This is a genomic window from Micromonospora sp. M51, assembly GCF_018070305.1.
Classification (GTDB): Bacteria; Actinomycetota; Actinomycetes; order Mycobacteriales; family Micromonosporaceae; genus Micromonospora; species Micromonospora parva.
Map to the genome: position 1 here is coordinate 15674 of NZ_JAGPXZ010000009.1, position 11567 is coordinate 27240.

Below are 11567 nucleotides of genomic sequence, written 5' to 3' on the forward strand. Positions count from 1 at the left end.
GCGCTACTCTGTACCGTCATGGGCAACGGTAACGCTGTTGATTCTGTTGTTCAAGATCTGCGGAGCCTGGTGGACGCGGCGGCAGCAGGCACGCGCCTGCCCTCGGTACGCGAGCTGACCGCCCGCCACCACGCCTCCCCGGTGACGGTGGCAGCGGCGATCCGGCAGCTCGTTGCGGAGGGCCTGATCGAGACCCGATCGGGCCGGGGCACCTTTGTGGCCGGTCGGCCAGCCCAGCGGAGCGCGCCCGACCTGTCGTGGCAGACGGTGCCGCTCGGCCCCCGCCGGCCGGGCGAGGAGGAGATGCAGGCGTTACTCGCGTTACCGCCCGCAGGTGCGAGTCCGCTGTCCGGTGGTTATCTGGAGCCGAATCTTCAGCCCGCCGGCCCGCTCGGCGCGGCGTTGGCCCGCGCGGCCCGGCAGCCGTCCTCCTGGGAGCGCGGGCCGGCCGAGGGGCGCGAGGATCTGCGCGCCTGGTTCGCCCGCGAGGCCGGCACGGGGCTGCGCCCCGACGACATGGTGATCTGCCCCGGCGGGCAGGCCGCACTGTCGTCGACGCTGCGCGCGCTGACCACGCCCGGCGACACCCTGCTCGTGGAGTCCCCGACCTCCCTGGGCGCGCTGGCCGCCGCCCGCGCGGCGGGCCTGCGACTGGTGCCCGTGCCCGCCGACGTCGATGGCGTACGGCCCGACCAGCTCGCCGTCGCGTTTGCCCGTACCGGCGCCCGGCTGTTCTACTGCCAGCCGCTCTACGCCAACCCGCACGGCGCGACGCTCGCCGTCCAGCGCCGAGCGGCGGTCGCGGCCGAGGTTCGCGCCGCCGGGGCGTTCCTGATCGAGGACGACTACGCCCGCGACCTGGCCATCGACGGCGACCCGCCGCCGCCACTGGCCGCCGACGACCCGGACGGGCACGTCATCTACCTGCGCTCGCTGACCAAATCCGCCGCACCCGGCCTCCGGGTCGCCGCGATCGGTGCGCGCGGTCCGGCTGGCACCCGACTGCGGGCTGCCCGGCTGCTCGACGACTTCTTCGTCGCCGGGCCGCTGCAACAGGCCACGTTGGAGTTCGTCACCGCACCTGCCTGGGCCCGGCATCGTCGTAACCTGCGAAACGAGCTGCGCTCCCGGCGCGAGGCGCTGCTGTCCGCGCTGGCGCGGCACGTGCCGTCGCTGACCCCGCAGGGCGTTCCGCGCGGTGGGCTGCACCTGTGGGTCCGGCTTCCCGACGGCACTGACGACGTGGCGTTGTCCGCCGCCGCTGCCGCCGCGGGCGTCATCGTCTTCCCCGGCCGGCCCTGGTACGCAGCCGAGGCTCCAGCGCCCCACCTGCGCCTCACGTACGCGGCTGCCCCGGCGGAGTTGATGGACGAAGCGGTCCGCCGACTCGCTGTCGCACTCGGCCGGTCATAGCGCTCGCCCCGACCTCGCACTGACCACTGCCTGGATGTCCGGCGACAGCCGCGTCGCGTTGAGCCGCATGAGCCTTTGACCTACAAACGCGGGCAATTGCCCCATCGACGGGCGTCCACGTCTTGGCAGCGGCGCGCGCCTCCGCTACCGTCCTGGGAACGCTCCCATGAACTTGGACACATCTATGTGATCTGGAGGCAACACGACGTGGCCATCCTCTCCTCGCTCCGCCGCAGATCGGCGGCCATCGGTGTGGCGGCCGTCGCGGGCGCCACCGCTGTCGGCGTCTGCCTCGCCGTCAGCAGCGCATCCGCCGGCACACTGTCCGGGTCGCTCTACCGCGACCCGAGCTCGGCCGTCGTCCGCTGGGTCGCCGCCAACCCCGGTGACTCGCGTGCCGCCGTCATCCGCGACAAGATCGCGAGTCAGCCGCAGGCGCGCTGGTTCGCCAACTTCAACCCCTCGACGGTGCAGTCCGAGGTCTCCGGGTTCATCGGCGCCGCCAACGCGGCGCAGCAGATCCCGGTGCTGGCGGTCTACGAGATCACCAACCGGGACTGCGGCGGGGCCAGCGCCGGTGGGGCGCCGGACCTCAACCAGTACCAGACGTGGGTGTCCAACTTCGCCAGGGGACTCGGCAACCAGACCGTCATCATCATCCTGGAAACCGACTCGCTCGCCCTGCTGACCTGCCTGAACACCAACGAGATCAACGCGCGCAACCAGGCGATCTCGACGGCCACCCGCACCATCAAGTCGGGCAACCCCAACGCCAAGGTGTACCTCGACGGCGGCCACTCCACCTGGAACAGCGCCGGTGAGACGGCCAACCGGCTCCGGGCGGCCGGCGTGCAGTACGCCGACGGCTTCTTCACCAACGTGTCGAACTACAACTCCACCTCCAACGAGGCGAACTTCGGCCGGGCGGTCATCTCCTCCCTCAACGGCATGGGGATCTCGGGCAAGCGCCAGGTCATCGACACCAGCCGTAACGGGGGCGCCAGCGGGGACTGGTGCGGCGACGACAACACCGACCGGCGCATCGGTCAGTACCCGACGACCAACACCGGCGACAACAACATCGACGCGTACCTCTGGGTGAAGCCGCCGGGTGAGGCGGACGGCTGCCGCTTCACTGCCGGTTCGTTCCAGCCCGATCTGGCCTTCAGCCTGGCCAACGGCGCGCCGAACCCGCCGACCACCACCCCGCCCACCACGACGCCGCCGACCACCACGCCGCCGACCACGACCCCGCCGACCACGCCGCCGGTCACCCCGCCGAATACGACGCCGCCGGCCGGTGACGGCTGCTACGCATCGGTGGCGATCAACCAGTGGGCCGAGGGCTTCACCGCGAGCGTGACGGTCACCGCCGGCAAGTCGGACATCAACGGCTGGACCGTGACCATCGTGCTGCCCGGCGGCGCCGGAGTCACCGGCACCTGGAACGCCCAGGCCAGCGGCTCCAGCGGCACTGTCGAGTTCACCAACGTGAGCTACAACGGCCGGGTCGCCGGCCGGCAGTCGACCAACTTCGGCTTCCAGGGCACCGGCACCGGCCCGGGTGTGCTGGCGGAGTGTGTGACCGCCTGACCCGATCCGATGTCACGGCCCGGCGCGGAGGACACTCTCCGCGCCGGGCCGGTCCCTGCCGTGGCGACGCGACCGGGAGTCCGGAGTTACGGGGCGGCCAGCAGCGACTCGCGTTCGCCTGCGCGCTGCATGTCGGTGACGACTGACCGCACGATGTCGTCGAGGTCGTAGCGGGCGGTGTAGCCGATGAGTTCGTGGGCCAGTGACAGATCCGGCATGCGGCGGGCCATGTCCTCGAAGCCGCTACCGTAGGCGACCTCGTACGGCACCGTCTGGATGTCGCTGGTCGAGCCGGTGAAATCCTTGATCTTCTCGGCCAGTCCGCGGATGGAGACCTCCTCACGCCCGCCGAGGTTCACCGCCCTACCGTGCGCCGCCGGGGTCTGCAGCAGCTTGACGATCGCGGGCACCACGTCGTAGACCGACCCGAAGCACCGGCGCTGCGTGCCGTCGCCGTACACGGTGATCGGTTCGTGGTTGAGCGCCTGCGTGACGAACCGCGGCAGGACCATGCCGTACCGGCCGGTCTGCCGCGGTCCGACGACGTTGAACAGTCGGTAACTCACGCAGGGGGTGCCCGTCTCGGACGCGCGGATGTGCGCCACCAACTCGTCGAGACCCTTGGCCGCCGCGTACGACCACCGGCTGAGCAGCGGGGACCCCAGGATCCGGTCGGCGTCCTCGCGGAGCCCGTCGGCGTCGTTCTTGCCGTACACCTCGCTGGTCGACGTGACGCCGAACGGCACGCCGTGCGTGACCGCCGCCTCGACGACGTTCTCCGTGCCGTACAGGTTGACCCGCAGTGAGTGCAGGGGACTGTCGACGATGGTTCGCACGCCGACGGCGGCGGCGAGATGGAAGACCAGATCCTTGCCGCGGACGCACTCGTTCACCAGGTCCCGGTCGAGGATCGACCCCTCGACCAGGCGTACGGTGCCGGCGTCCAGGCAACTGGCGAGGTTTGCCACCGAACCAGTGGACAGCTCGTCGAGCACTGTGACGTCGTGTTCTTGCTCAACCAGGAATTCACAGAGGTGGGAGCCGATGAATCCGGCGCCCCCGGTGACAAGAATTCGCATTGCTCGCTTCCTTTCGGCAGCAGGTGGGGTGCGGGTGTCGGGCGCGGACGGTCAGGCCAGGCACCGCATGATGTGGTACGCCTCGGCCAGCGGTACGCCGGCCTGCATGCCGCGCAGGACCGCGAGGCTGCGGAGGGTTTCTTCGGACCGTGTATGTGGATGCTCGTGAATCTGGGTGGCGTACTGCCGCATCGCTTCGAGCTTGCTGCCGAGGTCTTCCTCGGTGAGCTCGACCAGGAGGTTGGGCATGGGAACCGAATCGGTTCGCCACTGATCCGCCGCCTCCTCGTAGGCCAGCACGAAGTCGGGGTGATGGCGTAGCCGGTTGTTGGACGGCCGCGTCGCGGTGTGGGCCGCCTCAGCCACGGCCTGGTGGTCCTGGTTGTAGCTCGAACGGTGCGGAGCGATCAACATCGTGGGCCGCAGCCTGGCGATGGCGAGCGGGCTCTCCTGCTCCACCATGTTGGCGAGTTCGAGTCGGGGAAGCTGGTCGAGCCGGAGGTGGTACTCGTCGCCCGGAAAGGCCATGTGCCAGCCGTCCCACTGTTGGTGGTCGGCGACCCGCTTGATCTCGTCGTTGCGGTCCTCCGGGCTGGTAGAGACCGACGAGGACTGGTCGGTGGTGTTGCCGACCGTGAGGAACTGGACGAAGACCTCGGCGCCTGCGGACTTCGCCTTGTGGATCAATCCGCCACAGCCGAGAACCTCGTCGTCGGGGTGCGGCGAAAGGATGAGAATGCGCTGCTGCGACCAGCTGAACGTCATCGTGGGTGTCCGTTTCCGTGAGTCATCCGAAGGTCTTCTGGAGCGCGGCTCAGAGTCGTTCGACGTTGTCGTAGCGCCCCATGCGGCCGCTCGTGTCGAGCACCAGCCGGGAGCGCCGGGCAATGGCCGCGAGGTCGAACGCCGAGTGCGGCTGCAGCAGCACGACGGCGTCGCAGTCGTGGACCGCGTACAGGGGTGCCTCGACCGGAGTGATGCTCACGCCGTCGACGGTCCAGTTCCGTACGTAGGGATCGGCGAAACACAACTCGGCGCCGAGGCTGAGCAGCTCACGGGCCAGTGGCAGGGCCGGGGTCTCGCGGTCGTCGGCGATGTCCGGCTTGTACGTCACACCCAGCAGCATCACGCGCGCGCCGTTGACCGACTTCCGCTCCCGGTTGAGCGCCCGCTGCAGGCGGCTGGCGACGTACTTCGGCATCCGCCCGTTGATCTCGTCAGCCGTCTCGGCCAGCCGGAAGGTGTAGCCGAGCTTGCGGACGGTGTGCGACAGGTAGGAGGGGTCGACCGGGATGCAGTGGCCGCCGACTCCCGGCCCGGGGAGGAACTTGTGGAAGCCGAAAGGCTTGGTGGCAGCGGCCTCGATGGTCTCCCACAGGTCGATGCCCAGTTCCTCGCAGAAGATCGCCATCTCGTTGACCAGGGCGATGTTCACGTTGCGATAGGTGTTCTCCAGCAGCTTCGCCATCTCGGCTTCGCGCAGGCCGGAGGTGGGCACCACCCGGGACACGAGCTTGCCGTAGAAGGTGGCCGCCTGGTCACGGCAGCTCTCGGTGAGGCCGCCGACGACCTTCGGCGTGTTCCGCAGTCCGAACTGCCCGTTGCCCGGATCGATGCGCTCGGGTGAGTACGCCAGGCTGAAGTCGCGTCCCGCCGTGAGGCCTGACTTCTCCAGGATCGGCCGGACGACCTCCTCGGTCGTGCCGGGGTACGTGGTGGACTCGAGCACGACCAGGGTGCCCGGCGTCAGGCAGGCGGCGACCATGTGTGCCGCGCTGCGCACCGCCGACAGGTCCGGCCCGTGATCGTCGCTGAGTGGCGTCGGCACGCAGACGATGATGACCGCGCTCTCGGCGAACGACGCCGGGTCCGTCGTCGCCCGGAAGCCGGCGTCGAGCATCTCGCCGAGATCGTCCTTGGAGATGTCGTCGATGTAGGATTTCCCGCTGTTCAGCATATCGACGCGATTGGCGTCGATATCCACTCCGATGACGCGCAGTCCGGCAGCGGCCGCCTCTTTCAGCAGGGGCAGACCCACATAGCCAAGACCAACAACTGCCAGATCGTACGACACGCGAGAACTCTCACCTGTTGGTTCCTCGGCTATTGAGGTTGGTGAGTAGTCCTGCTCGAACGACCGATGCGACCGGGCATCGTCCAATATCATGGAGGTAACCGACTCTTGTCCCATGACCGCCTCATTTCGACCAGACTTCTACCGTCCGCCGGTCCGCGTGCCCGCGACCGGGCCGCGTTCCGGCTGCGCCCGAGCTCCTTTCGGTGCGCCGGACCTGCCTATTGAGAGTCCGGCGGCCAAAGGGTCGACCTTCCTGGTCGATTGCCGGGTGCCAGCCCCTGGTGGACCTCGGACCATCTCGTACGCGCTTGCTGCTCGACTCGTTGGAACCAGTGACGGGAGAGCGCACAATTCGTGTCCGCTCTCCCGATAGGCTGAACGCGATCCCGCCCTTCCGCAGTTCCTTTATATTCGTAGCAGCAACGTACTCCGGCGGCGGTACCGCACTAGCGTTCTCCCGATTACTCAATAGATTCTGTGGAACTGCTCATCAGAACGGGGATTTACTACTGAGGAGATTTCCCCGAGAGTCGGCAGAAGTGCCATGGGATCCGGGCCGCGGAAGTCGCCGAACAGCGCAGCGCGCCGGCCGGTGTCGCATTGACGGTGGCCGGCGCGCAGAGGGCGCCGCGAAGGTAGGTGGCCCGTGCGGGCCGCATACCAGCTGCGATCAGGTCAGTGGGTCAGCTTCCTGCCCCGGATGACGTCGTTGATGACGAAGAAGTTGATGGTCGGGACGATGTCCAGCAGTCGCGTGATGGGGGTGTCGTACTTGCGGGCCATGTACTGGTAGTTGGCGACCGCGTCGGCGCCTTCGCCGTCCCGCGCGTGCGGCCAGTGCAGCGACACCGCGTCGCGGTTGAGGAACATGCGGGCCCCGTCGCGGTGCAGTCGGTAGCCGAGGTCGACGTCCTCGCCGCCCCAGGCGCGGAACGCGTCGTCGAACATGCCGACCCGCCGTAGCTGTTCCGTGCGCACGGAGGAGTTGAACGTCCAGTACATGAGCCAGGGTGCCGGCGCGTCGGAGAAGTCGTCGCCCTCCCGGATGAAGAAGTCCTCCCTGATGTCGGGGTGCAGGCCCTTCTCACGCCACTGCTCGATCGTGCCGTCCACATCGTTGACGTCGAGGTCGGCCAGGACCTCGTCGGCGTTCTCGTTGTTCAGGCTGTAGCCGAAGACGTACCCGCACAGGGCGATCGGTTCGCTGTAGGCCTCGTGGGTGGCGAGGTGCACGCGCAGGAGGCTGGAGTGCGCCATCACACCCGCGTCCATGAAGACGGTGATCTCGCCCTCGGCGTGGCTGATGCCGAGGTTGCGGGCCCCGGCGGCCCGGTAACCCTCGTCCTCCTGGAAGAAGTAGCGCAGGTTCATCTGGTCCATGTACTTCTTCACGACGTCCGCGGTGTCGTCCGACGATCCGTCGTCGACCACCAGCACCTCGTAGTCGTCGTGATCCAGGTCCTGGCGGACCAGGGACTCAAGGGTGAGCTGCAGAATGTCCGACCGGTTGTAGGTCGGGATTACGACGGACAGTTTCATGGCCTCTCCTCTTCTTGCGGGACATTTCGTGGAAGGCGAGCAGCGCGAACGCGGCGGCCGTCAGCAGGCCACCGAACAACGGGATGACGCGGACCCCGGCCGTCGCCAGCAGGCCCGCGCCGATGAACGAGCCGGCCGCGAGGCCGAAGTTGAACGCGACGCTGAGGCTGGCGGACGCCATGTCGGTGGTCGACGGGGCCACCTGCATGATTCGGTGCTGGATTCCCGCGATCAGCGAACTGAACGACATGCCCGCCACAGCGAGCAGAGGGATCGTCAATATCTTGCTCGAACCAACCCCGTAGAGGCCGAGCATCGCCGCGGTGATGAGCCCGAGCAGCCCCAGCACGACACCGAGTGGGAACCGGTCCAGGACCCGACCGACCGCCCACGTGCCGGCGACGCCGAACGAGCCCTGGACGAAGAGCAGCAGGCCGAGAGATGCCGCGGCGAACCCGCTCACGTCGAGGAGGAACACGGTCATGTAGGTGAACGCGCCCATGGCCCCGGTGACCGCGAGGATGGTGGCGACGAGGAGCACCACGAAACGCTGCCGATCCGGCATCGGCCCCACGTCGCTCGCGCTCTGTTGCGGTGCGACGCTCGGCAGGAGCAGGGCGACCGCGATGCAGGTGACGAAGCCGAGGGCGGCCATCGCGACGAAGGCGGCCCGCCAGCCGGCCTGTCCGCCCAACCACGTGCCCAGCGGTACGCCGAGGACCGGGCCGAGAGCGTTGCCTATCGACAGCCGCGCCACGATGCGGCCTCGGATGTTCTCGGGGAACATCGAGATCGCCACGGGGAACACCACCGCCCAGAAGACACCGTTGGTGATGGCGGACACCAGCCGGGCGGCGAGCAGCACCTCGTACGAGGTGGCGAGGGCTGACACCGCCGTCGCCGCGGCGAACACGCCGAGGGCGCCGGCGAGCAGCGGCCGTCGGGGTACTCGTCGAGTGACCCGGGTCAGCGGAAGCGCCACGATCATGACCACCACCGCGTACCCGGTCACCAGCAGACCGGTCTCCGACCTGGAGCGTCCCAGGTCCGGCGCGATCAGCGTGAGCAGACCGATCGGAAGCACTTCGGTGGTGACGTAACAGAAAGTGGCGGCGGACAACGCGGTGAGGGCATAGACCGCGCGTCGTTGGTGCACCATGGCTACCTCCCAATTCCTGGACAAGGTGTAGCAAGAAGTCGCCACGCAAGCGGTACACAACAGACACTCGTTCGTCTCGACGGCGCTACTCAACCGCAGGTCCGCTTGCGTGATACCGGCTAACCGGGTTTTGAAGGTAGCATATCTGGACCGCCATCCCTCGCCATGTCCACACTAGAGATGTTTGCGCACGTCAGCCTCGTGTCGGAGTGGCGCGGGCGATGCGGGGAAGCCGGCCGAGCTACTACCGCTGGGCGATTGACGGGAAGCTTTGCAGGTCTGACCGGGTCCGAGCGCAGGGTGCGGCGACGGGGGCCTCGCGGGCGGGCGTCAGTGAACAGTGCGGGCGAGGTCGGCCAGCACAACTGTCGTTGTGCCGCCCGCCGGCTCGCGACTCCGCCAGCGGCAGCTCGACGCACAACGGCGTGGGTGGCGGCTCAAACGGGTTCTGGGTGCCATTTACCGAGGTCTTGAGTGGAGCTCAGTCGGGTGCAGAGTACCGCCCCGCGAGTACGTTCATTCCTGGATAAGAAGGGAGGCACGCAATGCCTATCAACAATTTCGCCCTGCTCCGCGCGCAGGACATCGTGAAGAACGGGTGGGCCCACGAGCAACTACCCGTTTCCGTCAGTGACGGGTGGTATGAATTCGCGAAATTATGGGAGGACCTTCCAATCGACCCGTACGTCCAACCGAGCCACCGGACACGCCGATACCGCCGGTTGGGGCGGCTGCTGGGACGCGCCGGAGGTGCCCTGGAAACGCTGCCCGCCCAGCCGTTCTACCAGGCGACGGACGTGAACCGGGTCTACGGTGGGCAGGCCAGGCAGTTCGCGCCGATCACGCCGGAGGCGTACGAGAACGCAAACTTCCAAGCCGTCATCACACACGACCTGGGCTTTGTCAGCCGTGCCAGCGGAATTGACAGCGACTGGTTGATAACCGTCCACATGATCCGTGTGACGGCCGGCAGTGAAGGCACTTCGGCGCCCGCCCCGGAGGGGCGGCACAGCGACGGCCACGACTATGTGGCCATCCATCTGGTCGGCCGGCAGAATTGCGCCGGTGGCATCAGCCGTGTCTTCCGCAAGGGTGAGAGCGAGCCGTTGTTCGAGCACGCGATGGTGAATCCTATGGAAACCATTCTGCTCGACGATCGCGCAATGGAACACGAAGTTACCCCGATCGGACCCGAGGGTGCGACAGTCGCGACCCGCGACATGATGATCATCGATTTCGAGCGAGCCTAGTCTTCCGGAGGGATCCCATGTCCAATCTGACCACCGCACCGGTCTGCCTGGAGTGCGACACCGAGGTCGTCGTGTCGACCGAGGCGGAGCTGGGCGACATCCTGTCGTGCCGCGGCTGCGGCCAGGAACACGAGGTAGTCGAGGTCACGCCCGCGATCCGGCTCGACCGCGCACCGGAGATCGAGGAGGACTGGGGTGAGTGAGACGGCCGATGTGCTGGTCTCCGTGACCATGGTGCGCCCGGAGGAGCGGCTGCTCCTGGGGGCGCTCCGGGCGACCGGGCTGACCGCGCAGTCGGCGCTGCCCCGCCATACCGCCGCCATACTCAACAACGCCGCGCCGCGGCCCCGGATGGTGCTGCTGCGCAACGTGTCCCACCGGGAACTGGCCTCGATGGCGGCCCGGTTCGAGCACGCCGACATCGAGACGCTGAACACGCCGCACGCGGTGCGGCTGTGTCTCGCCAAGGATCTCCAGGCGATCGCCTTCGCCAACCACGACGTCCCGCACCCGACGACGCACGTCGCGTTCACCGTCGAGCAGGTTCGTGGCTACGTCGACGAGCTCGGCGGGGACGCTGTCGTCAAGCCGATCAGCGGCTCGTGGGGACGCGGGATCGTCCGCATCACCGACGAGGCGCAGTTCGACGCCTGGGCCGGCGGCCGGGAGGCGTTGGACCCGGCCGGCAAGGAGTTCCCCGTCGTGGTGCAGCAGTACGTGCCCAAGCCCGGCTTCAACGAGCGGGTGCACGTGGTGGGGGACCGTCCGATCGTGGCGTACCGCCAGGTGGGCGCCGGTCTGCGCACCAACACCCACCAGGGCGGCGCCGTGGAGCCCATCCCGATCTCGGACCGCGCCCGCGAACTGTGCGCCCGGGTGGTGGCGTGCTTCGGCCCCGGGTTCTACGGCGTCGACCTGGCCGAGTCCAGGGAGACCGGCGAGATGTACGTGCTGGAGGTCAACACCAACCCGGACTTCGCCCAGTCCTCGAAGATCCACGGCGTCGACATCGCCGGCCACGTCGCCGCGTACGTGCGGGACGCGGTGTTCGCACGGGCGGGGGTGGCGGCGTGAGCGAGCACATCAGCGCCGCCGTCCTCGGCGGCAGCGGGTTCATCGGAGCCGAGCTGATCCGGCTGCTGGCCGCCCACCCCCAGGTGGTGCCGACGTTCGTGTCCTCGGCCCGGCACGCCGGTCAGCGCGTCGGGCAGGTCGTGCCGGGGTTGCGCAACACGTCGATCGGCGGGCACCACATGCGCAAGCTCGACGAGATGCCGGACGTGGACGTCGCGTTCGCCTGCCTGCCCAACGGCGTACTGCCGTCAGTGCTCGACGACGTGGCCAACCGCGCCAAGGTCGTGATCAACCTGGCCGGCGATTACCGGCTGCGCCAGACGGACCAGGTCGAGCGCCACTATCCCGCGTCGGCTGGCGGCTGGCGCCAGCCGACGCGGGAT

The 11567-nt window shown here is 68.3% G+C and carries 10 protein-coding genes and 1 pseudogene; 6 read left to right on the top strand and 5 right to left on the bottom strand.

Going from position 1 to position 11567, the window contains the following annotated elements:
- The first annotated feature begins 18 nt into the window (after nucleotides 1–18).
- Nucleotides 19–1413: a PLP-dependent aminotransferase family protein gene (locus KBX53_RS01275; protein WP_210857537.1), complete on the top strand. Its 1395-nt coding sequence runs from the start codon at nucleotides 19–21 to the stop codon at nucleotides 1411–1413.
- A gap of 207 nt (nucleotides 1414–1620) precedes the next feature.
- Nucleotides 1621–3006, top strand: coding sequence for a glycoside hydrolase family 6 protein (locus KBX53_RS01280; RefSeq protein ID WP_210857538.1), 1386 nt, complete (start codon nucleotides 1621–1623; stop codon nucleotides 3004–3006).
- A gap of 86 nt (nucleotides 3007–3092) precedes the next feature.
- Here KBX53_RS01280 and KBX53_RS01285 read toward each other — a convergent pair whose 3' ends face one another.
- The 5 genes from KBX53_RS01285 to KBX53_RS01305 form a co-directional block, all read right to left on the bottom strand.
- Nucleotides 3093–4085, bottom strand: a complete 993-nt coding sequence (locus KBX53_RS01285; protein ID WP_030329343.1) for an NAD(P)-dependent oxidoreductase — start codon at nucleotides 4083–4085, stop codon at nucleotides 3093–3095.
- 51 nt (nucleotides 4086–4136) lie between these two features.
- On the bottom strand, nucleotides 4137–4850 hold the full coding sequence (locus KBX53_RS01290) for a PIG-L deacetylase family protein (protein WP_030329342.1): 714 nt from the start codon (nucleotides 4848–4850) through the stop codon (nucleotides 4137–4139).
- Nucleotides 4851–4899: 49 nt separating this feature from the next.
- On the bottom strand, nucleotides 4900–6159 hold the full coding sequence (locus KBX53_RS01295; protein ID WP_036410874.1) for a nucleotide sugar dehydrogenase: 1260 nt from the start codon (nucleotides 6157–6159) through the stop codon (nucleotides 4900–4902).
- A gap of 678 nt (nucleotides 6160–6837) precedes the next feature.
- Nucleotides 6838–7701 (bottom strand): glycosyltransferase, encoded by an 864-nt coding sequence (locus KBX53_RS01300; protein ID WP_036410872.1) that lies wholly within the window; start codon nucleotides 7699–7701, stop codon nucleotides 6838–6840.
- Nucleotides 7640–8860 (bottom strand): MFS transporter, encoded by a 1221-nt coding sequence (locus KBX53_RS01305; protein ID WP_051708204.1) that lies wholly within the window; start codon nucleotides 8858–8860, stop codon nucleotides 7640–7642. Before KBX53_RS01305 ends, KBX53_RS01300 begins: the two co-directional genes overlap by 62 nt.
- 545 nt (nucleotides 8861–9405) lie before the next feature.
- On the opposite strand from KBX53_RS01305, the gene KBX53_RS01310 reads away from it, so the two are divergent.
- The 4 genes and pseudogenes from KBX53_RS01310 to KBX53_RS01325 all read left to right on the top strand — a co-directional run.
- Nucleotides 9406–10110 carry a 2OG-Fe dioxygenase family protein gene (locus tag KBX53_RS01310; RefSeq protein ID WP_030329333.1) on the top strand — a complete coding sequence of 235 codons (705 nt, stop codon included), beginning with the start codon at nucleotides 9406–9408 and terminating at the stop codon, nucleotides 10108–10110.
- 17 nt (nucleotides 10111–10127) lie between these two features.
- Nucleotides 10128–10313, top strand: a complete 186-nt coding sequence (locus KBX53_RS01315) for a hypothetical protein (protein WP_030329330.1) — start codon at nucleotides 10128–10130, stop codon at nucleotides 10311–10313.
- Nucleotides 10306–11184, top strand: coding sequence for a RimK family alpha-L-glutamate ligase (locus tag KBX53_RS01320; protein WP_307857895.1), 879 nt, complete (start codon nucleotides 10306–10308; stop codon nucleotides 11182–11184). The genes KBX53_RS01315 and KBX53_RS01320 overlap by 8 nt, the downstream gene beginning before the upstream one ends.
- A pseudogene (locus KBX53_RS01325) lies at nucleotides 11181–11567 on the top strand (N-acetyl-gamma-glutamyl-phosphate reductase); the annotation flags it as partial. The gene KBX53_RS01320 and the pseudogene KBX53_RS01325, both read left to right, overlap by 4 nt.